Origin of the sequence: Aliivibrio sifiae, assembly GCF_002954705.1 — a bacterium.
GTDB lineage: Bacteria > Pseudomonadota > Gammaproteobacteria > Enterobacterales > Vibrionaceae > Aliivibrio > Aliivibrio sifiae_A.
Map to the genome: position 1 here is coordinate 174,722 of NZ_MSCO01000002.1, position 24,638 is coordinate 199,359.

Consider the following 24,638-nt stretch of genomic DNA (forward strand, 5'->3'; position numbering starts at 1 on the left):
TTGGTGAATTATGAATAAGAAAGAATTAATAAATTCCGGACGTAGATGTTTTATTATTAAATCTTGCATTGTTGCTGGTACCTCATCTATATTTTCAATCTCCACTCCTGTTAATGCTTTATCATTTATTAATGATTTAGATCATGGAAGTAAACGATATTCTAAACTTTATATACTAACTAATAGTATTGGTTTTAACGGTGAAAGATTAGATCCAGTATTAAAATCTTATCATTTAGGTAATGGATATCGGGTATATATTCCGAGTATGATGAGATTTAATAGTCCAGATAGCCTTAGTCCATTTTCGCAAGGAGGAATAAACACTCACGGGTATTGTTTTGGAGACCCAATAAACCTTTCTGATCCTAGTGGACATATAAGTGTTGAAGCTGGGATCGGAATTGGTTTGGGAATATTAGGTGTACTTATATCAATCGCAACATTAGGGATTGCAGTTAAAGGAGGGATCGCACTTATTGGAACTGGTGCGAGTTTGGCTGCTGGTACGAAAATCGGATTATCAGTGACATCGGGAGCGATGGGAGTGGCATCAGCAGCAACTGGTTTAGCATCAGTTGCAGTCGGTGAAGATAATGCTCATGCTGAAAATTTGTCTTATGCTTCTTTAGGTTTAGGTATCGGCTCTCTGCTTACGGGGGCTATTGGATCTCGTATTTCACTAGGTGTGTCAGGCTCTAAATATTACCCTATTGATAGTGCAGTCGTTAATAGTCTAGGAAAAGATTGGTCTGCGAATATATCTCATTTCGGAAGTAAGTTGGAACTCCATGGACATGGTGGCTTGGGACTAACCTCCACAAAGGGTGGGCTAAAATCAGGAGCTGAACTTGCAGAGTATCTTAGAGAACAAGGCTTTAGGCCGAAGAAAGTAATGAGTAAAGCTGACTTTCAAAAAGATAAAGATTTTACGAGTGTAGTACTCGAAAGTTGCTATGGAGCATTCGGCGGAAAGGCGGGCTCACAAGCTCAAGTATTAGCAAATGAACTAGATGTTAATGTTACAAGCTATGTTTTTCGATATACCAATAATATAAATAGTATACACCGCAGTAAAATATTTGAACGAACGTATAAACCGCAGTCTGGTGCGGCTGCTGCTAACTCTTTGCGAACTAATAATGGTTTGTCAGTCTTAACAAAGGGGGCTGTTTATTTAAAGGGTTTATCAAGAAGATTATAAACTTGATTGGTTTTATTTCATCTATTTGCGAAATTGTAAATTATTTATTCAGTTTAAAATTATTAAAATTACGGTAAAAAATTATGGTTAATTTATCAAATGAAATTACAAGTAATGCTTTTAACTTTGGTAATCTTTATAGAACAGGTGTCGATCCAAGAACCGGAACATTTAATTTATCATTGACTATTGGTAATTTAAAAACTTACGGCGGAGAGATTTTTTCTGCGACGATAGGGTACAACTCGTTAAGTGATTCTAATACTGGCTTTGGTAAAGGTTGGTCTTTAAATGTATCTTATTATGATAAACAAAGTAAGAAGCTTTCATTATCAAATGGAATGAGTTTTCCTGTTAATATATCTGGAAATAGTGTCACGTGCCGATACCTAAAAGATAAAGATATCGTTGTTTCATTAAAAGGTGGTCTTCTTTTTATTAATCATAAAAATGGTACTACTGAACAATTTAACATAGAAGGAGGTATAGAGCAGATTACTTATGTGAATGGCCATTTTCATAAGTTTCACTATAAAAGAGGCATCCTTTCTAAAATATCAAACAGTACAGGTAAAGAAATTGTTTTTTTATACACTCTAAACAGTTTTGAAGTAAAAAACATTTTTGGAGAGAGCCTTTGTCAAGGAACGATTAGTAACGGTAGTTTAGTCAAAGTAAGCTTACCTGAGCATCAATTGATAGGTATTAAGTATAAAAATATCTCTGGTTTAAGCATGATATCGGAAGTCAAGCATCCAGTAGGTTATAGTGATATTGTCGATTATTATCCAGAGGAGCTCAAACTTCCAACATCAGGCCCTATACGAGCATTACCCGCGGTTTCTCTACATAAAAAAGTTGGAAACGACGAGATAAAATTTAAACGATATGAGTACTCGAGTAATAACTATCTTGGTAATAATCTTCCTATTTTTCGTGACGGTATTGATGCCTTATATGAATTAAACGGTAATTATGAGTATTCGTGTACCGAGTTTGATGAATTATTAGAGAAAACAACGGTATATGATAAATATCATTTAGTTATTCGTCAGACAATAAGAGAAAAAAGTAGCAATAAACCAATCAATAAAAAAGAGTATGTTTATTATACAATATCTAATGTGGATTTTTCTAAACAACCTAATCAGTTTCAGAATTTGAGGTTAAATAAAGAATATTTTTACAATGAAGTAGGAGAGGTAAGGATTAGTGAAATAGCTACAGAGTTTGATACTTATGGTAATTTGACTATGCAGAAAGACAACTTCGGTATTGAAAAGTATTTTACTTATTATCAGAAGCAAGATTTAGCCTTGACGGATAATGATTTTTATATTCCTCATTTAATTAAAGAGGAAATAACAGCACCTTCCAAGAAATATATAAGAAATAACGAAGAAAATTATATATTAACTCATCAATATGAAAAGTTAAATTGTTTATTTAATAAAGGCCAGTTTTTTTTACTATCTAGACAAGATTATAAAACAAATGATGGGCAGATTTTATTATCCACTTCATATCAATACTGTAATGATGTTAATGATGTGTTGTTTTTTGGTTTGGTTAAAACGGTAAATTACTCTGGTGTAACGAAAAAAAAATTAGAAAGTTATAGATATACTAATAATGGAAATACAATAAAAGTTGACGTTGATTCATTGTTTTTTGATGACATATTAATGTCTAATTCATTGATATATTGTAGTGAAAAAATAAATAAATTGAGTGAAATAGACCACCTCGGTAATGTTATTACTTATAAATATGATCTACTAGACCGATTGATTAGAAAAACATTTAACCAAAACTCAGACTACCAATATATCAGTGAATATGTTTACTCCATTGATAATAAAACATTAAAAAATATAAATAACGGATTGGTTTTCGAAAAAATAAACTACGATGATTTTGGACGTGAAAAAAATATATACAAAATTAGTGCTGATGGTGATCTTTGTTTATCTGAAGTTTTTGATTATGATATTTATGATCGTGTTATCAAAGTTACTTACTCAGATTTTATAAACGGTAAAATACTCAGTCAATTTGTTAGGACAGTGTTTGATTTATGGGGGAAAACAACCGAGATAAATGAAAATGGTGTAGAAACAATTATAGAAATAGATAATGTAAACATGACAACAACATCGTATGTTAGTTATTCAGGTATACGATATAATGAATTGGTAGTTAAGAGTAATGAAGCTGGAAGTGAAGAATCATCTACATATAACTCAATTACCTCATATAGTATTTACGATGGTTACAATCGTTTAATAACTAGTATTAATAGGAATGGTGTTCAAACCACACGGAATTTAGACGTTTTTGGTCGAGAGCTAAAGAAAGTGATTGGTAGTGGTGAGAAAGCTATTACGATGAGTAGCTCTTATGATATAAATTCAACGGATGAATCCGTCACTGAAATACGAGTCAATGATATTATTATTGGTAAACGTACTTATGATGGTATTGGACGGATAACGTCGGAGAAGAAAGTCGGTGGTATCGTAACTTTTGAATTTAACACATTAACGGATATACCCTCGAAAGTAACGAAGCCTAGTGGCTCTTTTGTTGAAAACTTAATTGATATTAAATTAGAAAAAGTGTTAGGAGAAAGGACTTCTTCAGGTAATTCAATTAACATATTTACGTATAAAAAAAATACAGGTTTATTGATAAATGAAAATAATGAGTATTTTTCTACTGATATTGAATATTATCCGAATTATTTAGTGAAGACGGATTCTCAGCATGGTAAATACGGTAAATATACTTACTCTTCATCTGGGTTACTTACAAGTTACACAGATTACTTCGGTGGTATTGAAACAAGAGAATATGATAAGTTTAATCAATTGACTGAAGTTAGTAATGATGGGGTTTTGGTTTTACTTGATTACGATTACTTTGGTCGATTGAAAAGTGAAACAATTTCATCAAAGATGTCTAACGATGGAACCGTTACTCATGAGTATTATTATTCAGATAAGCATTTTAATAAAATAGAGAGTAAAATAACCTTACGTAACTCTATTATGTTTATGATTCAACGTTATAGTTATGATAATGTTGGTAATTTGGTTTATAAGGAGATTATTGATGAAAATAATCAATCTTATGAAGAGCATTATACGTTTAATACTTTTAACCAAATGGTTGGTTATCAAGTTGTTGGACTCACACGACCGAGTTTTAATGGTGTAGGTCATATTTTGAATCAAGAATTTATATTTGATGCACTTTCAAATATAAATCACGTAAATACTATATTTACAGATATTAGTGGGAATGAACAGTTAGATAATTCAGAACATATCTATAATGACGACTTTTTATTAGTTGAAATTAGACATTCTAATCCACTATTAGAGAATGAACATTTTGAATATGATTTAAATGGTAATTTATTGGTCAATGTCGACAATCAAATGTTGAATTACGATGATTTCGAGAGATTAACTTCAGTAACCTCTAAGGAGCAGATCATATTATCAAGTTACTTGTATAGTGCTTCAGGTCGTTTGACTAAACAAACATTTGATAATCAACCTCCAATTAATTTATTTTATTTTTCTGAACAGTTAATTCATGAAGAACAAAATACCTATCATAGTAGAGCTTTGATCGTGAATGGTAATCAGTTAGGACGTTTTTTGATAGCAGAAGGAACCCAATTGGAGTTGAGCGTAACTGATTATAAAAATAGTCAAATAGGCTTAATTTCGGATATTAATCGTAAGTATATACAATATTCCGCTTATGGTTCTACTGATGATATTTAGGTGATAGCCACCAGTTATTAAGCTTTACAATTAGGGGTTGAACAATAGGCGCCTACGGCGAAAATCAAAAGGATTCAACCTCTTCCATTGTTGCCAATAAATCGTTTATCCTATCGTTATGCACGGATATAAGCCCCTCCTTTACTTTTATGTAAGTTTCATCGAGTTGCCAGAAGGCCATTTTTGCCCATCCCCCGATATTGTTAAATCTGGAAAATGCTGATTACGATAAAGGTTTTCTGGATGCCTCAATGTACTTATAGAGTGTTGGTTTCGAAACGCCCATTAGTTGGGTCTGTTGCAAAAAATTCAATTTAACGTCAAGATCCCACAATCCTTCATACCATTTCGTAGCTAATGACCAATTCTGAATTTAAATGGAAACACTTTGCACCAGAAATTATACTTTGGTGTTTACGTTGGTATGGTTCAACGCCAATGAGTTACGCAAATCTCAGTGACATGCTCGCAGAACGAGGCATTTCAGTGAATCGCTCCACGATTTACCGTTGGTTTATTGAATATTCTCCTAAATTACGTAAAAAGTTACGTCGTAATTATCAGTTCATCAAAACCGACTCATCCTGGCAACTTGATGAAGCCTACGTCAAAGTGAAGGGGAAATGGCATTACCTTTACCGTGCCATTAATAAGCAAGGTGAGACATTAGATTTCTATTTTTCCCACAAACGTAATAAAGAAGCGGCCTACCAATTCCTTAAGCGTTGCTTAAGATATTACGACATAGACAATCAACCTAAAACGTTAAGCACAGACAAGCATTCCTCATACGCCAATGCTATTGCCCGATTGAAGAAGGAAGGACGACTACGAGAGGATGTCGAGCAGCGGCAAGTTAAATGCCTCAATAATGGCATTGAGTCCGATCATGCCCCCATTAAGAAATTGGTTGTGCCCACTGGTGGTTTCAAATTGAGGAAGCGAGCTTGGTCAACCATCCAAGGATTTGAATCTTTACGAATGTTGAATAAGGGACAATTTGATTTCTGGTTACGTAATGATAAACGTAAAACCGTAGTGCGGGAGAGATCCGCCTTCATAAACCGATTATTCAATGTTGAGGTTATTTTCGAATAATAATAAGTCTATTGTAGGACTTATTTACTGACTCAGATTAGTTGCAATAGCCCCTAAATTTAAAATTCAAAATAAATCTTTATCAACACATGCAAAGAAACTACTTAAAGAGATTGAAGAATTAAGATTAAAGCCGTATGACGATCAAAACGGAAATGAAATTAATCACCATGTAGAGGGAGCTACGATAGGGTATGGGTATTTAATCCCAAAAAGTGAATGGGATATATATAAAAATGGTATAACAAAAGACCAAGCTGATAATTTATTTCTTAAATCTCTTGACCCATTTGAAAAATGGGCCATTTACTTCTTTACCGTAGTAACCTTGGTGGTTATGATATTTTTCTTTATTTGCTTTTAAGTCACCTTTAAAGCGAGGATCTTGAGGGCGTTCATGGCTGTTCATGAAGGCAGCCACATCCCATGCTTCCTGTTTGGTGATCTGAATGCTTTTCCCAAGTGGCATGTTTTCATAGATAAAGAAAGCGGCGGTATTAACACGGTGCATGCCCGCGCCCCAGTTAAATGAGTCTTTGCCCCATAGTGGTGGGAAAGATTGCACGCCGTGATCTCTAATGCCTTCGCCATTGGCACCATGACAACTTGCACACGTGGTGTTATAAACAATTTCCCCACGATTTATAGAAGGCACTTGCTCTGGTTTATCTAACTTAGGAAAACTACGACCAGCAAGTTTACCTCGTTTACCAGCGGGTAAATCTTGCATCATTTCAGTAGGTAGGATGAACGTTTCATCATTACCACCAAGCTGAACCGCAGCATCTGATAACTCAGGAATAGGAGTATCTTGCATTCCATATTTGTCTAATAATCCCCCCATGGCTAACCAATAAGAATACGCACTTAATGCGACTAATTCAGGAGAGTCTTTTGGTGGCGGAGTTCCGTTCATTGAATAAGTGAAACACCCTTGTATACGCTCAGCGTAGGTGTTTACTTTGTCATTTTTTTTACGATAAGCAGGGTAGGCCATGAAGGCCCCCCACAGTGGAGCGGAGTCGGCTTTCATGCCGGCTTGCATATGACAATTCACACAGTTTTGTTGGTTATTTACGTATTTACCTTGCAAGGTTTGCGTGTTTACAAATAAAGAATAGCCTTGTTTAACTTTCTCACCAAAAGGGGTATTTGGAATTGTACTGAAATCACGTGGAACCAAGTGATCCGACTTTTCTGTTTTGGGATGTGCAGGTAATTCTGCTTGTTTGTCTGGTAAATCTGTATTTGCTAAAGCGTTATTTGATAATAATGCAGCGACAGCCAAAGTAATTAGGTATTTTTTCATTGTCATCATCCTTATTTCACGTTGGCAAAATATTGAGATAATTGCGAGATTTCAGTATTTGTGAGCTGTCTGGCAATACTGCCCATAACATCATTGTGATCCCCTGAACGTGTTTTGTTTTTCCATGCTTTTAATTGTTCTTCAAGATAGTCAGGGTGTTGATTTGCTAACCGTGGGAAATCTTGATCACCGATGCCATTTGCGCCATGACAAGTAGAGCAAGCGGGAATATTACGACTCCAATCGCCTTGGTAGACCAGCTTTCGAGCGGGATCTGAGATGATGACATGGTCGCCACGTTGTTCTGGGGTTTTAATTTCAGGAGCAGATAAAGAGGCGAAATAGCTAATGGCTTCGGCTTTCTTTTTAGGATCAGCAATGAGGCCTGCCATTGGGGTCATTAAAGGATCATTGCGCTCACCTGCAATGAATAAATCGATTTGGCGAGTAAGGTATTCTGCATTTTTTCCTGCAATCATAGGGGCCATGTTGGGTAAGCCCATGCCGGTGGGCATATGGCAACTGGTACATACGGTTGCAGCAGGTGGGATTGGTGCTGCAAAGACTGAGCTGATGGATAGAAGTAATACTCCTAACTCTAAGCTGCCTTGAACTATTTTTGTTAATGACATATTTGCTCCACAAAATTGCTTTATTTTTAGAGGTGCTTTCTTTTTATTATCAATATTATCAATATTATTTATAGACTTTGGTATTGTGGTTTTCCACATTTATTATGCAGTCTGTGATATTAATGAAGTGAGTTTTATTCATTGAAGTGAATAGTGGCGGATACGTAGAATCGCATCCGCCAGTGTTTTTTGTTATTAACTTAGACTAATTTGGGCTGGCAGAGCTTGTCTTGCAGCAGCGCCAACTACCCAATCAAGTAAAACGCCTTTGCCTTTACGAGTTGGGTCTATTAAGCCAATGTCATTGATATTCACGCCGTCGTTTGATTTCATTTTTACTGGTTGTTGAGTATCGCCAATCCAATGGGCACGTTCACCTAACTCTTTATGACCAAACCCATGTTCAAAGCCTAGTGTGCCACGTTGAATACCATCAACTAACATCGCTAACGCTTTGGTTGAGCCGCTTGGTGTGGTTATTGTGAATACATCGCCAGTTTTGACGCCGAGTTTTTGTGCATCTGTCGGATGAATATAAACAGGGTTTACGCCTTTAATTGAATTCAAGCGAGGAGATAAGTTAGACACCGCACTGTGAATGTTGGATTTAAAGTTAGTTAACGTAAATGGCCATTCTGATTTTGGGTACTTATCACTTAACGGTGTGCCATCAGCGAGCTTTTGTGGATACCACGTAGGGCAACCACTGTATTGCTCACCTGTCATGGTGTTGTGAGAGGTGCCGAGTTTCTCGTTCCAAATCGCTAATGGTTTTTTCCATTTGTATTTCATTTCATCGTTTTTGTACGTTTCTGTTGCGTCTTCAAACCGACCCCCACGAGCAAAGATGTAAGCGACTTTGCCAAACTCTTCTTGCGTTAATACTCGCTGCATATCAGGGACTAGGCGCTCTAATCCTGAAAGAACAATGTCTTCAGCCGTAGCGGTTGGTGCGCCATTAGCCGCATACGCTAAGTTTGCTGCTGAACGTAAATAGAAATCTTCCGCACAATGAATGCCATGCCAGTTGCCGTTAGCATCGGAAATCGCGTTATTCCCAAAACCACCAAGATCGATCTGTTTGGCAATATCAATAACGAAGTTTTCAAGATTGATAGTGCGGCCATCAGTCGTTTTTTCTGTTAATGGTTCAACAATAGGCCAACGAGCTGTGACGGCTTTTGTTGGTACGCCATGCCAAGGTGTCGCCATTCCCCAACTTTCATAGGTGACAGTGTCGGGTACTAAGTAATCAGACAGGGCGGTGGTTTCGTTAATGAACGCATCAACAGAGACAATCAATCCTAATTGTTTTGGATCTTTGATTTTATCGCTTAATAAATTATCTAATCCAGGAACGCCATAAAGCGGGTTTGCCATGTGGTTTATCCATGCTTTTACACGGTATGGATAACCATCAATCGCCGCTGACAAATGCTCTGTCAGTAACGGAGCAGAAATAGGGTACCAAGGTGAGCGAGTTGGGTAAGGCGACTGCCCTGACGCTATTTTACGTTTGTACTCACTGGTTTTCTGGTATGGGAATTTACTGCGAGATAAGAAAACGCCTTTTGGTTTCACTTTACCTTTAAAGTTAGCGAAATTATAACGAGGACCTTCCGCCGACGTAGGATATCCGCCGGCTTTTGCCATCGTTCCGCCTTTTAGATTAATGTTACCGATAAGGGCGTTCAACATTAAAATAGTATAAGCATTATAGAAGCCATTACTGTGCATGTTACCGCCGTGAGTATCGACAACGGCTTTGGTTCCATGACTGGTAAATTTAGTAGCTAAAGCAATAATATCTTCTTGTGAGATACCACATTGTTCACTGTAGAACGCCAAGTCATATTTAAACGCTTCTTCTTTTAAGCGTTGCAATGAGGACTTAACCATTACTGTACCGGTGGTGGTTTCTACTTGTTGGTTAACAAATAATATTGCAGGTTGGTCTTGTATGTTGATGGCTAATTGGTTTGTTTCAGCATCAATAATCACATAAGGATCTGAATCAGACAGTGCTTCGCCTTCGTATGGTAACCCCATTTCAGAGGCACGTAAAAATGCCCCATTTCTAGGATGGGATTCATCGCTTATAACAAGGTGAGTGGCATTACACCAATGGGCTGTGCCTGCGTTTTTCATTGCATTCGCACTTGGTTGCGCTAAGAAGGTTTTATTATAACGCTTATTCGTGATCATCCATTGGATCATACCTAACACTAAGGCGGAATCCGTGCCTGAGTTAATTGGCATCCAACGGTTGTTATCACCTGCTGCTAGACTTGATGAGCCTGCCGGTAAGCTTGGTGTGATAATGGTGTATTCAAAATTATCACGAGTACGAGCCGCCGCTAATTGACGAGCTTGACGTTTAAATGGATTACCGGCTTGTGCGGGAGACATACCAATAAAGATCGCAAATTCGGTGTGTTCTAAATCCGGTTTTACGTGGGAGAATTTGTCTAAGTCATTCATTAATGCGCCAGATCCTGCGCGGAACGCATAACCACAATATGAACCATGATGACCAAAGTTACGTGTACCATAACTGTTGAAAGCAAAGCGTTTTAAAATATCATCACGACCTTCGTTACCCGCGTTGGTGACTAACAGTTGATTGGCCTTTGGGCCGTATTCTGGGTTATTAGGATCAACAGGTGTTTTTAGATCTCGAATAGCGCGTAATCCTTCAACATGACCTTCACCAAACAGATCACCGCCTTCTACGACTTCTTTTAGTAGTTGCTCATAGCTGATTGGCACCCATTTACCTTCACCACGTTTACCGACACGTTTTAATGGTTGAGTAATACGATATGGGCTGTTACGAATTTCCATCATGCCATTACCACGGGCACATGCCGTTGAGCGACCAGCAATGCCTGTTTCTCCGGCTAAGCCAATGTACGCGTCTTTTACCGACGTATTAAATGGGATTTGCTGCTCGTGTGATAACGGGTGATAAGGATTGCCAGAGATACGTAAGATTTTATCGCTGTCATTATCAATACGAACACGTAAGCCACATAATGTCCAACAGCCAAAGCACATAGAGGGTGCTACGCGTTGCTTTGGATTTGCAATCAACTTGCCATTTTCTGTTACTGTGTATTCTGGCTCTAGTGAATTACCATGATGAATATGATTGGTCTTCTTACCTGCGGTACCTTCAATCATCCCATGGGCTATGTGTTTCGCTGTTGTTGCATAGCCTGCTGCAAAAGCACCAACACCACCAACAGCAAGACCTGATTTTAAAAACTGACGACGTTTGTTATCCATGTTCAATTCCTTACTTGGTTGATTTTGTTGTGTTGATGAGTTCAGATGCAGCAAGCGCTAATGCCATCCATAAGCCAAACATGCCAATAATACCCAGCAGCCCAGAGCCACCCATTGGCAGTTCGTATGGATAAGCACCGACATCAAATTTTGGAATGGTTTGTACATCCATCATGGTGACCCAGCGTAAATAAAAGCTCGTACATAAAGTGCTGAATGCAATCACCGCGAAACTCAATCGATGCAGTTTTTTGATGTTTTGAGCCACAATAAAACAAAGGACAAAACCCATGCTGACAATGCTTAATCGAGTGATCCAATCGCTGTTTTCGTACAATGAAAAGTACGGGTTATTTGAAGCCCAAAGCGGCACAAGAATAAAAGCAAGCAGTGAGCTTAATGTCGTCACGCGTTTGATGAGGGATAAATCCCCGCTCTTCATGACGTCGTTATTTTCTGATGGGAACAGCCACAATAAAATTGCAGAGAAACCAATCGCACCTAAGAAAGCGGTGATAAACCAAAGTAGAGGAGAAGCGGCTTGATTCCATAATGGACGGCTTTCTACAATGGCAATTTCAGCGCCCGTATAAAGCGCGATACTTAACCCTGATAAAACCGTGATCGCCGCGACGATTTTCATTTGTACGGCACTTATTTTCCAATCACCCAGAGTGAGTAAGCCCACTAATTTTGCGATTGGATTGGTGCTGTTTTTCAATTGGGCAATGTCATCACGTAAATACAGCCATGCTGTGAGTACAGCTAATCCTGAGAAAAGAGGTAAGAACAACGAACCAAGAGACATCCAAGACCAAGGCGTAAGATGGAAGAAGAAATGCCAAGCGCGACCTGGTTGATGCAAATCACCAGTTAATGCTAACGGACCAACAATCGCGCCAATCGCAAGGGTTAATACCAATGCCGAGCGCATTTTATGGCTGGTGAATTGTTGAAATACCAAGCTCAGTAAAAATAAAATAGCAGCAGCGTAAGCAGAGCCAATGTATAAGAAATATTGCACGGCCCACGGAAGCCACGCGGTTGCTTGTGGTTGAATTAAAACTTCAGTGATGTTCATGCATTTTCTCCTTTTGGATCATAAATCGCCGCTTTACCCTCAATGTGAGAGGTAAAGCGCTCGTCCATGCCGATATAAAATACGTGCGGTTGTGTTCCTTCTTCTGGTTTTAGTACGTTAATGTCTGCTTGATTTTCTGCCATTAAACGCACAATTTCACTGCTAGGATCGTTCAAATCCCCAATCACACGCGCGCCACCCACACAAGTTTCGACACAAGCGGGCAATAAGCCTTTTTCTAAGCGGTGAGCACAGAAGGTGCATTTGTCAGCGGTTAGGGTTTCTTCATTAATGAAACGGGCATCGTAAGGACAAGCCTGAACACAATAAGCACAGGCTACGCAGCGTTCGTTATCCACCATGACAATGCCATCTTCACGTTGGAAGGTCGCTTGAACTGGGCAAACTTTAACGCAAGGGGGATTTTCACAGTGGTTACACAAACGCGGTAACATGAATGATTTGACGTTTTGAACTTCAGTATCGCCATTATCTAGCGTGACTTCGTATTGTTTTACGGTCGTTCTAAATTGCCCAATAGGGGCTTGGTTTTCGATGGAACAACCCACGGTACAGGCTTGGCAGCCAACACATTTTCGTAAATCAACGACCATTGCATAACGTTTACCCACCATGCCTTTGCGGTCTGGCTGGTTATTATTACGGATAATGGTATTGGCTGATAATGTGCCTGCGCCAGCGACAGGAATAATGGCAGCGCCTGCGGTAAGGGTGCCAAGACGACTGAGAAATCGACGTTTGGTATTGTCCATAAAACACCTTTTTGGTTAGGAGTTAGAGTGCATTTCATAATATGAATGGATTATTGGAAATTATGTCAGTTCCGCCTATTGTGGTTTTCCACATAGCGTAAGGTGGGTTGATCTAAAACAAGAAAAAAGAGTTGGGAAAAACACTGAAGTTGCTATTCTTGACAAGTATTTCAAATAAGAGCGAAAAGATAATGAACAATGGATGGCAAATTCAGGGTCGTAAAATCAGTCTATCGCTGTGGGTCGGGTGCGTGTGTTTGTTATCTCATGCAGTCTTTGCTCAAGCACAAACCGTTAATGTAGATGTCGGAGTGTTGGCCACTCGTGGCGGAGCAGAGGCGCAACACCGTTGGCAGCCGACGTTGGATTGGTTGAGTGAACGCGTTCCTAATACTCATTTTGTTTTGCATCCTTTTACACTTCAACAAATGGAACAAGCGGTCGAGAACCAAACCGTTGACTTTGTTATCACTAACCCCGGTCAGGCCGTACGATTAGGCAGACAATACCCATTCTCTTGGCTTGCGACATTAAACAGCGCGAACACCACTCGTAAAAATGGAACCACTCATGCAATTGGCTCGGCGTTAGTGGTTCGTCGTGATTCATCGTTTATGACTATTGAATCATTAAGCGGACAGTCCTTAGCGGCGGTCGATGAAAATGCCTTTGGCGGTTATCTGACGTTACGATTTGAGGTTAATAAACTCGGATTAAGTCAATCAACGTATTTTTCCGATACTCAATTTTTAGGGTTCCCGTTGGATGCTTTAATTTATCAATTACGTAATAAACATATTGATGCCGCGATTGTGCCAGTGTGTTTAATTGAAAGAATGAACAAAGAGGGCCTGATAGGTTTCTCTAACTATCGAGTGATCAATAATATCGCTCCTGACGATTTCTCTTGCGCCACTTCAACACCACTCTATCCAAATTGGTCATTTGCTAAAACAGGGAAAGGGGATGAACGATTAGCAAAGCTGATCACCAGAGCATTATTATCATTACCGAGTCATGAGGATGCGGCTCTTGCTGCTAATTCGCTGGGTTGGACATCTCCCATTAGCCAGCTTTCGGTGGATAAATTGTACCAAGGTTTGGATATGCATCCACTGCAAAAACCGTGGTGGCAGGAAGCTGTCGCATGGTTAAAACTGAATCAACAGTGGGGATGGATGTTATTTATTTTAGTGCTTTCACTTAATGCCTATCATTTTTTATTGGAGTATCGATTCAGTCGTAGCAAATGTGACCTAGAAAGTACTCTCCATAGTTTAAAAGAGAAAAACTCAATGCTAGAACATGCTCAAAGAGTAAGTATTGTTGGAGAATTAGGAAGTAGCTTGGCCCATGAAATTAATCAACCATTAGCCGCTATTCGTAATTACAGTCAAGGGGGGTTATTACGCCTTAAAAAAGGGCAATCAGCTCAAGAGTTAATCCCTATTTTAGCAAAAATAGATCAGCAGGTTATTCGCGCAGACAGTATTGTTCAACGTTTACGAAAACTGATTAATAAGCGTCAAATAGCCAAAGTAGAATGTGAAATCAATAGCATTATTAGTGATACTTTAGCGTTATTAGAATATGACTTTCAAAAGAAAAAAATTCATATTACCCGAGATCATTCCACTGAAATTTATACTTTATGGGGAGACGCGGTAGGGATACAACAAGTGTTACTTAATATCTTTAATAATGCAGCAGATGCGTGTCTACAACGTGAAGAATTGCCGCATCATATTGATATTGATGTACAGTGTAACGATTCTACAATCATGATTAAAATACGAGATAATGGTATTGGGCTTGAAGAAGATAGCGAGTCATTATTTAAAGCCTTTTTTACCACAAAAGAGAACGGGTTAGGATTGGGACTTGCGATTTGTCGTGACGTGATTGAAGCGCACCAAGGGAAATTTTTATTGGAACCCGCGTCACCACAAGGGTGTTGTGTCACAGTAATATTTCCACGGTTAAGTACACTATTGCCTAATAAAAAAGAGAATGAGAAATAATGCGTTGGATAAGGGAAGTAAATGTCTGAGTTAGTCGTGCCAGTGTATATTGTTGATGATGATGAATCTGTACGTGATTCTTTAAGCTTTATGTTGGAAGGATATGATTTTTATGTCGTTTCTTTTAATGATGGGCAAGATTTTATTGATAAGATTGACTTGATGAAACCCGGTTGTGTGATTCTGGATAGCAGGATGCCAATCCTTCGCGGTCAAGAAGTACATGCTTTACTGAATCAGCAAAAAAGCCCCTTATCAGTGATCTTTCTAACAGGGCATGGGGATGTTCCAATGGCAGTGGATGCTTTAAAATTAGGCGCGGTTGATTTTTTTCAAAAACCCGTTGATGGCGAACAATTAGCGTTGGCAATTAGTAAAGCTATTGTCGCTTCTATGAGTCTTTATGATAAGCAAGAAAGTAAAAAAGTATTTGAGTCTCTTACAGAAAGAGAAGCTGAAATCTTACATTTAATTGTGGCTGGAAAACGAAATCAACAAATTGCGGCAGAACTATTCGTTGCGGTTCGTACAGTAGAAGTGCATCGTTCTAGTTTAATGAAAAAACTGAATGCTGAAACGGTTGCAGACTTGGTGATGACTTATGCAAAAATACACGTATAAGAATCATATTAGTGGTATGACCATTTATGGGTAGCCAACGTTTATCGCTCTTTTTTCTGATATAATTATTGGTTCGTGACATATATTGGAAGCTTGTGTCTCTCTTTTCATTTCAAATAGATATTATTTAACTGTCATGCGTAAATTCTTCGTATTAATTTTTTTTATTGTTTCGTTCTCATCTGAAGCTGGAGTACTTGAATTTTGGAGTGCTTTTGGAGATAACGTCGATAAAAAACTTGCTGATGAATTCGAAAAAAGAACGGGCAATCAATTGATGATCCGTAAGTTTTCTATTGATGAAATGAAAGCAGAATTACTATTAGCATCACGCTCAAAAAACTACATGCCAGATGTTGCATGGGTTCCTTCAGATTTTTTAGGTTTACATAAGTTTATAGGTTTAAAGACAATTCCTAAAGAATGGATCAAAGAAGATCAACTTGAAACTGAAGCGAAGCAAAGTGCAATGGTGGGTAATGAGTATATGGGCTTACCTCTCTTTCTTGGTAACCACCTCATGCTTTTTTATGATAAAAGCAAAATTAAAGAACCAATAACAAGCTGGGAGCAATTACAAGCTCTCTCACAACAAGAACCATCTAAAACACATATTGTTTTTAGTGTGAAAGACATGTACTTTTTTTCGTCGTTTTTTAGCTTATTTCATCCAGAGACTTCGTTCGATAAGATTATCTTTGATGATGAAAAAAGCATGGATACCTTGCAATTTTATCATGATATGGCGGCACTTAATAATATCGGCGTTGAATGCAGTAATGTATGCGGACGCCAGCAATTTATTGAGCGTAAAGCAACTTATTTAATTGATGGAGACTGGGCTGTAAATAGTTTAACGGAAGCGTTTGGTGATAATCTTGGAATTACTTCATTGCCGAGCTATCAAGGTATTCCAATGAGATCATTATCAGGCGGGAGAATCTTAACTATTACAAAAGGCGGTTACCAAAACCCAGAAAAAAGAGAAATGATTAAGCAATTAATGTTGATTTCTCAAGATGAACAATTCTTAACTCAATTGATTAATGAACACCAATATATTTCAGCTTCCGCCAAAGTGAATCATACTTCAATGTCACCGAAGAAAGCGGTGATGTATTCTGTATATCAACAATATTTACGTTCTCAACCTATTCCTACTAGCTTACGTGTTTCATTTATTTGGGAAGCACTAGCAAGAGGGGCATCTCGCCATTCAGATGGAATGCCTAAGGAAGAGACTATGGTATATATTGAAAACTTAATTGATCGATTCTCGAAAAAAGTGGAGGAGCAATGATCCGTCGTCCATTTTTAAGTTTACGTAAAGTATTTACTTATGTTTTGTTGATTACAACATTAGTCCCACTGCTGTTTATTAGCCATTTTTTGACAAACAGTATTGGTGAAAAACTATTAAATCAAAAAGAACAAGAAATACAAAATGCGGTATCAACGATTGCTCAAGAGATCGTGGTTGAATTTGATCGCATTCAACAAAGCCTAAATTGGTTATCGCGTGATCGCTTTAATATTCAAGCACTTGATAACATTCTATATTCTAGCGTAGTGATGCATAACCTCACCCGCTTTAGCGAACTATCAAGCTTAATTAATAGTGTTTATATATTAAATGATGAGTGGGAACCATTATATGACTTAAATGGACGCTCATATTATTTTGAAAACAGCAAATTACTGCAAGAGATCAGTGAAGATAAATCGATTTATGAGCAAGGATTAACGACAGCAAGATTTTACACAGAACCTAATTTAATTAAAGGAATACCTACATCAAACGGCGTTGCTTTAGTGACTCCCATGCTACCTTATAACTTAGAAGGTTCTGGTCGTTATCGTGCTTCTGGTTATGTTGTGGTATTGATTTCATTTAATACAATTGAAAAGCATTTCCAGCACTTTCTACTTAAAAATGAAAGTTTTAGCGTTAAAGAACACGTAGACGAAAATCTAGAAATAAATTCTGAAATCGATGACAGTGACAGCATTGAACGTTTGTTTGTGTTAAATAATCCGTTTTTTTCATCGCCATTAAAGTTAGATATAGCTTATCAATTTTCAGATTTTTCTCGTTTAAAAGAGATGAAATCAACGTTAGTTGCATTGTTTACTGTGATTGGGTGGACATTGGTCACGGTTCTTTTTATCTCAATGGGGATTACTCGTTGGATATCAAAAGCTTTTCTTGAGATAGAGAAAACGATTGTTAGCTATGCATCAAATCAAGAACCGAAAGAAAAACAGTTTCAATTTACTGAATTCAATCGCATGGCAATAGTGCTTAGTAAAATGAGAATAACGATTCAAAATCAACTGCTAGAATTAAAAAATACCAATGATGAACTTAATAAATCTCAAGAGTTAATAGAGCGAAATAATGACAAGCTTTCTAGTTTTAACCAAGAGTTAGAAGTTCAAGTAACGAAACAGACTGCTCAACTTAGTGATGCGTTACTTAGAGAAGAGCAAAATAAGAACAACTTAGCAGCAGTAATAGAATTTGGCTCAATATATAAGACACTAAGTTACCGCGAGTTACCAAATAAAGTAGAGCAGCAGCTGCAACAGCTTTTCCCTGACATTGATTGGCAGTTGAGGTTTAGAGCACTAGGAGAGTACTCAGGAATTGAAATATTATCGAGTAAGGATAAGTTGCTTGCAAGCTTGCGCTTTATATCTACACCTCAATTAGAGGAGCATCAGTTAGTATTTAAACTTTTTGTGAAGCAACTGTCGTCTTGGTTAGAGTTAGTGGATGTAGCAAGAAGTGATGGCTTATTAAAGTGTGGAAATAGAAAAGCGTTTGATGAAGATTTAGCACACTATCAAAAGCGTTACCGAGACACTGAGGCTGAGTGGAACTTTGGATTGTTCATCTTAGACGTGAATGGATTAAAAGCGGTTAATGACCAATATGGACATGATTTAGGTGATGAGTTGATCAGGGTAAGTAGTCGCCATATCTCAGAGTTATTAACACAAAATGAAACATTTTATCGCATAGGTGGAGATGAATTTGCTCTTTTGAAAAAAGGAATGACTTGGAAAGAATGTGCATCATTAGCTGAAAAGTTACAGTTACACCAAAAGAGCTTAGTTTTTTTTGACAGAGAGGGGACAAGCTATGAAGCTCATTACTCCCTAGGCTGGTCATGCTCGGATACTACGGAACTATTTAAGATGTTTACCGTTGCTGATGAGCATATGTACCGAGAGAAGAAGGCTTATTATCTGAATGTCTAAACAGGTGGTTTGTTTTTATTACGACGAGTGGATTGTAAAAAGTAGTAATAAAGATGCTACATTAAGAAGTATTTACAACCATTTCTTAAGTGCTAGTTCTCTTGTAAACCACTCACATGCTTTGCCATCATTGCTTTTATGCCAGCCAATAAAGAGCGGGGGATTTACTCGTGGAACTGAACATTTTTTTTCAACTAAATCTCCAGAGTTGAGGTAAGGTTGAATTAAATGCCTTGGTAAAAATCCAGTTCCGACACCAGCTAATTGTGCCTGTATTTTTGCTTGCATAGTATGAAAACGAATGCGTTGTTTACTTTTAAATAACCCTGTATCTCGAGTAGGTAATAAAAGTGCAGAATCAGAAACAATAATTGAAGGGTATTTAAGTAAATCATCAGCTTCAATGATTCGTTCTAATGAAGCTAATGGGTGGTGTTTAGCAACGGCAAAGAGAAAATCCACGCGTCCAATTTCGGTTATTTGATATTCGCCTTTTGGTAAGTGGTCAGAAACGCCAATTGCAATATCGGCACGGTTGCTGTGGAGAGCATCCCAGCCTCCACTGAGTGATTCTTCTGAAATGGTTATCTCAGTCTCTTGTTCTAATTTATTAAACCCAATAATGGTCTCTAAGAGGGGATTAAGAGGCATAATCGTATCCCTTACTATTTTTATTTCTCTTTCCCAACCAGAAGTCAGTTGTTTCACTGCTGATTCAAGTCTATCCGTCGAAATTAAAATCTCTCTACCTTGCTCTAAGATTAGCTTACCTGCTGGGGTGAGATTTGCTTTTTGTTTTGAACGGTCAAATAGAGCAACATCAAGATCTTCTTCGAGCTTTTTAATGGTGTAAGTGAGAGCCGATGGAACTTTAAATAATGATTCAGCAGCTGCTGCAAAGCTTCCTTTTCTGTCAATAGCATCTAAGGCACGTAAAGCATCTAGGGTAATGAGGGAATTCATGTATATCCTTATTTTGTGTATTCAAAAAAATTGAACTACTTGCTCAAATTGTTCCAATTTTCTTTGAGGGTAACATATTTATACTAGCTCACAACTAGGGGGGGAAACCTCATACAAATATATTTGCTTTAGGACATTATTATGAAACAAAAAATTGCACAATTATTATCATCTAATGCTGGTTTTAGCACACTTGCTCTACGTATTCCTATTGGTATCATTTTTATGGCTCATGGTGCTCAAAAATTATTTGCATGGTTTGGTGGCTATGGCTTAGAAGGGACTGGTCAGTTTTTTGAATCGATAGGTTTGGCTCCTGGGATAGCAATGGCATTTTTGGCTGGTAGTGCTGAGTTTTTTGGTGGCTTATTTATCTTATTTGGTTTATTAACACGCCCTTCAGCATTTGTACTTGCATTTACAATGTTAATTGCCATTGTAAGCGTACACTTGTCTAATGGTCTATTTATGTCTAATGGCGGTTATGAATTTGGTTTAGCGTTATTTGCAGCAAGTATATCATTAATGTTATCTGGATCTGGTAAAGTGGCGTTAGATATTTGGTTAAATAAACAAATAATTAAATAGACTAACTTATTCAGTAAATTCTTCCCTATGCAATTATTGATCCTATCGATAAGTAATTAAAAATCATATACAGATTTTGTATGTATTTATTGTTATTGATAGGTATCATAGCTAAATTTGGCTTTTATTTTATTTTATTATTATATTTGTTCTATATTTCTTATTGACCTTATTGTTATTTACTTTTTGTTTGGGTAGTCTTTACTTACTTATTAATGAAAATGTTAAATTATTTATGAAAACGTTAAAAGGGAAATTAATGCTTATTTTTATAAGCATGAGTGTTGTGGTTTGCTTTGGATTATCAGGGTTTGGATATTTCAATTTTAAAGAAGAAAGTCTTTCTTCTTACAATCGAACAATGACAGAGAAAACAGATTTAATTTCAACGAATTTAACATCAAAAATAACCGAGTATTTTAATATAATAAATTCAATTTATCTTGATGTTGACTCTAGTGGAAGATTGGTTGATATTGATAGAACATCAAATATATTATCTAATATTAACAATGAGTTGGGTGTTTTTGATAATATATTTTATGCAGATAAAACTGGTTTGACGGTTTCTTCTGATGGAAAAGGTATAATTCCTAATTTCAATGGTAAATCGAGTGAATGGTATAAAAGAGTTTTTTCTGGTGAAAATAAAGTAATTACTGATGTTTATACTGATACTGAGAATGATCAAGTTTTTTCTTTCGCTATACCAGTTAAACGAAATAACCAAATTGTTGGTGTTCTTGCTGCATCCGTTCCTCTTTCTATTTTTTCTGATTTTATTCGCGAGTTAACGAATAGTAATCAAGTTTATGTATATAGAAAAGATGGTTATATTTTATCATCAAAAAAGTCAGAATATATCGGTAAAAACATGCATGATGTGAGACCTCAATATTCTGTTTTATCACCAACTAATAGAACAATGACTTACGATTCTTATAGTCAGGACGATACTATTTATGTCGTTTCATCTGTAGAAAAAAGTCAAAATTGGATGGTGGCATCATTTGAATATAATGAGGTTATTCTTGAACCAAGTAATAACACCTTATTTATTTCTATGTTGATCACTTTGGTGTCTATTGCATTATTTTCTTCTATTATCTATAAGGTAATTATGGATTATATATATAAGCCATTAGGTGGAGAACCAGAACATATTGAACATATTATCAAGTGTATTTCTCAGGGTGATTTAAGTATGGAGTTAACTTCATCTAGCAAGAATACGGGGATTTATGCTAGTGCGGTTGTTATGATACAAGAGTTAAAGCGTGTAATTGAAGGTAGCCATCAGATATCTGAAAATGTCTCGACGGCTTCAACTGAACTTGCTTCTGTGATGACGCAATCTGAAGTGAATGCTCAACAAGAGACTGCACAAATAGAGCAGATAGCAACGGCAGTAAGCGAGTTATCGAGTACCGCTTCTGAGGTGAGTATAAATGCTTCTAATGCTGAGGGTGCTGCAAGTGCTGCTCAGAGTAATGTAGCCTTAGGACATGAAGCGTTATCTAGTTCTACAGCAATAGCGGCTAAGATTAGCTCATCAGTAGAAGATTCAGTGGTAATTGTTAATCAACTAAAAGAATACTCAACAGAAATTGGTGGGGTTATTGATGTTATTAATAGTATTTCTGAGCAAACCAATTTACTAGCGTTAAATGCGGCAATTGAAGCGGCAAGAGCAGGGGAGCAAGGTCGTGGCTTTGCTGTTGTTGCTGATGAGGTTCGTTCTTTAGCTGGAAAGACACAACAATCTACGGTTGATATTCAAGAGATTATAGCTAAGTTGCAAGAGCAATCAGATAAAGCTGATATCTATATGAGATCGAATGCTCAATTACTGAACGAGTCACAAGTGGTTGCAGAGAAGGTTGCAAGTGCATTTACGGGAATTGCGAGTTCTGTTACTGACATTTCAGACATGAATACATTGGTTGCTGCAGCATCAGAAGAGCAATCGAGTGTGACGAATGAAATTGCACAAAATATCAATATTGCCTCTGAATTAGTGACTCAAAATGTGAGTGGTATTTATCAAAGTGCGAAAGCAAGTGAGGAATTGTCGGAATTATCGATAAGGCAAAAAGATATCCTTTCCTTTTTTAAAATTTAGCATTAATCCGGTATTTCTGTACTGTAAGTAATATCAAGTCACCCAATATAAGGGTGACTTTTTCACTTTAAATTATCACTCTTAACTCTCTTGTAGATATTCTAATCGGGCGATAGTTGTTTGAGAAATAAGCTCCCCATCAATATAGTAATTTACATTTTTACCATCACGTATCCCTCGCAAAATTCCTGTTTCTCCTGTGTTATAGGTGATGTTCATTTGAATGGTATTATTGTCAATCTTTTTCATTTCACCAGTAGAAATAGTTCTTTGGTTTACCAATGGGTCAATAGGCGCATTACGCAATGATGGGTCTAATTCATCATTTACTTTAAAATGAATGTCTGTTTTTGAATCAAAAATATGTGGACGACCAGAGATTGGATTTTTACCTGTCCAAAATTCTAATGAGTTAAATACAACATAATCAACCGCAGTTGTAATTCCGTAAACTGGTGCAAGAAGTAAATTTACCCCAACTCTAGCATAGCGGTTATCAACCACCTCAACATTGAATTTCATTACTTTCCCTGTTACTGCGTTGCTACCAATACAACCTGTTAATGTTGTCGCTAGAATAATAATGCCTGCAGTTTTAATAAATGTTTTTTTCATAATTGAGACCCAAAAAGTAAGTAATCAGTGATGTGTTTTCTTGGCACTATTATGCTTTTCGTTACAGAAGAATACTTACCATTTTGTGCCAGATAATATTTATCGGATGTATATTTCAAATAAATACTGGTTCTGAATGTTTGCTCAAAGGGTAATAAACACGAAAGAAATTAATGATTATTACTGATATGTCTTCTATATTTAATTAATAGGTAGGGCAATATTTTTTGGAGAATTATGGAAGATAAACCAATTATACTTGTTGTTGATGACAGTCCCGATAATGTTGATGTACTGACAGGGATTCTAGGTTCAAACTATCAAGTAAGAGTTGCTATTAATGGTCCGCTCGCGATTAAGCTTGCAGAGAAAAAGCCACAACCAGAATTGATCTTATTGGATATAATGATGCCAGTGATGGATGGTTATCAAGTATGTAAGGTATTAAAATCTCAACCTCAAACTCGTCATATTCCTGTTATTTTTGTGACTTCAAAAATATCATCACAAGATGAGCTCAGAGGGCTAGAATGTGGTGCGGTTGACTATATCTCAAAACCTATTACACCTGCGGTAACATTACAACGCGTTAAAACTCAACTGAGTTTATATAATCAACAGCGATCTCTTTACTATAAAGTGAAAGAACAAACAAAAGAAATTAATCGAGGGCAACTTGAAACATTATCTAGCCTGGGTCGTGCCGCCGAATACAAAGATAACGAGACAGGAATGCACGTAAAAAGAATGGGATATTCTTGTTATGTACTAGCAAAAGCTTTTGGATTGAGTGAGGAAGAGTCTGAAAGATTAAGAAGTGCAGCGCCAATGCATGATGTAGGAAAAATTGGGATCCCAGATTCAATTTTGTTAAAACCGGGTAGGTTAACTGTCGAAGAATTTGAGGTGATGAAACAGCATGTGGATATTGGCGTTGAGATCCTAGGTAAAGAAAGCACTTCACTATTAATGCAAATGGCAATTGATGTCGCAAAAAATCATCATGAGAAATGGGATGGTTCAGGATATCCACGAGGAACTGCTGGACGTAATATCCCTTTAGTCGGGAGAATATCTACTATTGCTGATGTTTTTGATGCATTAATATCCGAGAGACCTTATAAAAAAGCATGGAGTATTGAAGACGCCGTCGCTCTATTGAAAGAAGAGAAAGGAAAGCACTTTGATCCTGAACTTGTCGATTTGTTTTTGGCTAATTTACCCCAGATTATAGAGTATAAACAGAAGTTTAGAGATTAAGG

The 24,638-nt window shown here is 37.2% G+C and carries 17 protein-coding genes; 10 read left to right on the plus strand and 7 right to left on the minus strand.

Annotated elements, in window-relative coordinates; translation table 11 throughout:
• The first annotated feature begins 10 nt into the window (after positions 1-10).
• The 3 genes from BTO22_RS11850 (at position 11) to BTO22_RS11860 (ending at position 6,099) form a co-directional block, all read left to right on the plus strand.
• Positions 11-1,204 (plus strand): RHS repeat-associated core domain-containing protein, encoded by a 1,194-nt coding sequence (locus BTO22_RS11850; RefSeq protein WP_105055705.1) that lies wholly within the window; start codon positions 11-13, stop codon positions 1,202-1,204.
• An 83-nt stretch (positions 1,205-1,287) separates the two neighbouring features.
• Positions 1,288-5,001, plus strand: a complete 3,714-nt coding sequence (locus BTO22_RS11855; protein ID WP_105055706.1) for a hypothetical protein — start codon at positions 1,288-1,290, stop codon at positions 4,999-5,001.
• Positions 5,002-5,358: 357 nt separating this feature from the next.
• On the plus strand, positions 5,359-6,099 hold the full coding sequence (locus tag BTO22_RS11860) for an IS6 family transposase (RefSeq protein WP_105055707.1): 741 nt from the start codon (positions 5,359-5,361) through the stop codon (positions 6,097-6,099).
• Between the two features lie 265 nt (positions 6,100-6,364).
• On the opposite strand, the gene BTO22_RS11865 is transcribed toward BTO22_RS11860, so the two are convergent.
• The 5 genes from BTO22_RS11865 to dsrO all read right to left on the minus strand — a co-directional run bounded on the left by BTO22_RS11865 (position 6,365) and on the right by dsrO (position 13,182).
• Positions 6,365-7,408: a c-type cytochrome gene (locus tag BTO22_RS11865; RefSeq protein WP_105055708.1), complete on the minus strand. Its 1,044-nt coding sequence runs from the start codon at positions 7,406-7,408 to the stop codon at positions 6,365-6,367.
• Positions 7,409-7,419: 11 nt separating this feature from the next.
• Positions 7,420-8,040 (minus strand): c-type cytochrome, encoded by a 621-nt coding sequence (locus BTO22_RS11870; protein WP_105056551.1) that lies wholly within the window; start codon positions 8,038-8,040, stop codon positions 7,420-7,422.
• A 195-nt stretch (positions 8,041-8,235) separates the two neighbouring features.
• Positions 8,236-11,328, minus strand: coding sequence for a tetrathionate reductase subunit A (locus BTO22_RS11875; RefSeq protein WP_105055709.1), 3,093 nt, complete (start codon positions 11,326-11,328; stop codon positions 8,236-8,238).
• Positions 11,329-11,338: 10 nt separating this feature from the next.
• Positions 11,339-12,409, minus strand: coding sequence for an NrfD/PsrC family molybdoenzyme membrane anchor subunit (gene nrfD / locus BTO22_RS11880; RefSeq protein WP_105055710.1), 1,071 nt, complete (start codon positions 12,407-12,409; stop codon positions 11,339-11,341).
• Positions 12,406-13,182 (minus strand): sulfate reduction electron transfer complex DsrMKJOP subunit DsrO, encoded by a 777-nt coding sequence (dsrO, locus tag BTO22_RS11885; protein ID WP_105055711.1) that lies wholly within the window; start codon positions 13,180-13,182, stop codon positions 12,406-12,408. The genes nrfD and dsrO overlap by 4 nt, the downstream gene beginning before the upstream one ends.
• A gap of 191 nt (positions 13,183-13,373) precedes the next feature.
• On the opposite strand from dsrO, the gene BTO22_RS11890 reads away from it, so the two are divergent.
• From BTO22_RS11890 to BTO22_RS11905, 4 genes are all read left to right on the plus strand, one after another.
• The gene (locus BTO22_RS11890; RefSeq protein WP_258132575.1) at positions 13,374-15,203 is read left to right on the plus strand and encodes a sensor histidine kinase; all 1,830 of its coding nucleotides are present in this window, start codon (positions 13,374-13,376) and stop codon (positions 15,201-15,203) included.
• Positions 15,204-15,224: 21 nt separating this feature from the next.
• The gene (locus tag BTO22_RS11895) at positions 15,225-15,824 is read left to right on the plus strand and encodes a response regulator transcription factor (protein ID WP_105055712.1); all 600 of its coding nucleotides are present in this window, start codon (positions 15,225-15,227) and stop codon (positions 15,822-15,824) included.
• Positions 15,825-15,960: 136 nt separating this feature from the next.
• Positions 15,961-17,124 carry a sugar ABC transporter substrate-binding protein gene (locus BTO22_RS11900; RefSeq protein WP_105055713.1) on the plus strand — a complete coding sequence of 388 codons (1,164 nt, stop codon included), beginning with the start codon at positions 15,961-15,963 and terminating at the stop codon, positions 17,122-17,124.
• The gene (locus tag BTO22_RS11905; protein ID WP_105055714.1) at positions 17,121-19,088 is read left to right on the plus strand and encodes a GGDEF domain-containing protein; all 1,968 of its coding nucleotides are present in this window, start codon (positions 17,121-17,123) and stop codon (positions 19,086-19,088) included. The genes BTO22_RS11900 and BTO22_RS11905 overlap by 4 nt, the downstream gene beginning before the upstream one ends.
• Before the next feature lie 72 nt (positions 19,089-19,160).
• On the opposite strand, the gene BTO22_RS11910 is transcribed toward BTO22_RS11905, so the two are convergent.
• Positions 19,161-20,051: a LysR family transcriptional regulator gene (locus BTO22_RS11910; protein ID WP_105055715.1), complete on the minus strand. Its 891-nt coding sequence runs from the start codon at positions 20,049-20,051 to the stop codon at positions 19,161-19,163.
• Between the two features lie 141 nt (positions 20,052-20,192).
• On the opposite strand from BTO22_RS11910, the gene BTO22_RS11915 reads away from it, so the two are divergent.
• Both BTO22_RS11915 and BTO22_RS20195 read left to right on the plus strand, forming a co-directional pair.
• Positions 20,193-20,639, plus strand: a complete 447-nt coding sequence (locus BTO22_RS11915; protein ID WP_105055716.1) for a DoxX family protein — start codon at positions 20,193-20,195, stop codon at positions 20,637-20,639.
• A 259-nt stretch (positions 20,640-20,898) separates the two neighbouring features.
• Positions 20,899-22,761, plus strand: coding sequence for a methyl-accepting chemotaxis protein (locus tag BTO22_RS20195; RefSeq protein ID WP_258132576.1), 1,863 nt, complete (start codon positions 20,899-20,901; stop codon positions 22,759-22,761).
• Positions 22,762-22,842: 81 nt separating this feature from the next.
• Here BTO22_RS20195 and BTO22_RS11925 read toward each other — a convergent pair whose 3' ends face one another.
• Entirely contained in the window at positions 22,843-23,376 is a 534-nt protein-coding gene (locus BTO22_RS11925) for a DUF3332 family protein (RefSeq protein WP_105055718.1), read from the minus strand.
• A 237-nt stretch (positions 23,377-23,613) separates the two neighbouring features.
• On the opposite strand from BTO22_RS11925, the gene BTO22_RS11930 reads away from it, so the two are divergent.
• Entirely contained in the window at positions 23,614-24,636 is a 1,023-nt protein-coding gene (locus BTO22_RS11930) for a response regulator (protein WP_105055719.1), read from the plus strand.
• Positions 24,637-24,638 lie beyond the last annotated feature (2 nt).

Coding starts and splice junctions, on each gene's coding strand:
- nrfD (WP_105055710.1), bottom strand. CDS start 12,409: ATGAACATCACTGAAGTTTTAATTCAACCACAAGCAACCGCGTGGCTT.
- BTO22_RS11925 (WP_105055718.1), bottom strand. CDS start 23,376: ATGAAAAAAACATTTATTAAAACTGCAGGCATTATTATTCTAGCGACA.
- BTO22_RS11850 (WP_105055705.1), top strand. CDS start 11: ATGAATAAGAAAGAATTAATAAATTCCGGACGTAGATGTTTTATTATT.
- BTO22_RS11890 (WP_258132575.1), top strand. CDS start 13,374: ATGAACAATGGATGGCAAATTCAGGGTCGTAAAATCAGTCTATCGCTG.
- BTO22_RS11870 (WP_105056551.1), bottom strand. CDS start 8,040: ATGTCATTAACAAAAATAGTTCAAGGCAGCTTAGAGTTAGGAGTATTA.
- BTO22_RS11860 (WP_105055707.1), top strand. CDS start 5,359: ATGACCAATTCTGAATTTAAATGGAAACACTTTGCACCAGAAATTATA.
- BTO22_RS11875 (WP_105055709.1), bottom strand. CDS start 11,328: ATGGATAACAAACGTCGTCAGTTTTTAAAATCAGGTCTTGCTGTTGGT.
- BTO22_RS20195 (WP_258132576.1), top strand. CDS start 20,899: ATGCTTATTTTTATAAGCATGAGTGTTGTGGTTTGCTTTGGATTATCA.
- dsrO (WP_105055711.1), bottom strand. CDS start 13,182: ATGGACAATACCAAACGTCGATTTCTCAGTCGTCTTGGCACCCTTACC.
- BTO22_RS11855 (WP_105055706.1), top strand. CDS start 1,288: ATGGTTAATTTATCAAATGAAATTACAAGTAATGCTTTTAACTTTGGT.
- BTO22_RS11905 (WP_105055714.1), top strand. CDS start 17,121: ATGATCCGTCGTCCATTTTTAAGTTTACGTAAAGTATTTACTTATGTT.
- BTO22_RS11895 (WP_105055712.1), top strand. CDS start 15,225: ATGTCTGAGTTAGTCGTGCCAGTGTATATTGTTGATGATGATGAATCT.
- BTO22_RS11930 (WP_105055719.1), top strand. CDS start 23,614: ATGGAAGATAAACCAATTATACTTGTTGTTGATGACAGTCCCGATAAT.
- BTO22_RS11910 (WP_105055715.1), bottom strand. CDS start 20,051: ATGAATTCCCTCATTACCCTAGATGCTTTACGTGCCTTAGATGCTATT.
- BTO22_RS11900 (WP_105055713.1), top strand. CDS start 15,961: ATGCGTAAATTCTTCGTATTAATTTTTTTTATTGTTTCGTTCTCATCT.
- BTO22_RS11915 (WP_105055716.1), top strand. CDS start 20,193: ATGAAACAAAAAATTGCACAATTATTATCATCTAATGCTGGTTTTAGC.
- BTO22_RS11865 (WP_105055708.1), bottom strand. CDS start 7,408: ATGAAAAAATACCTAATTACTTTGGCTGTCGCTGCATTATTATCAAAT.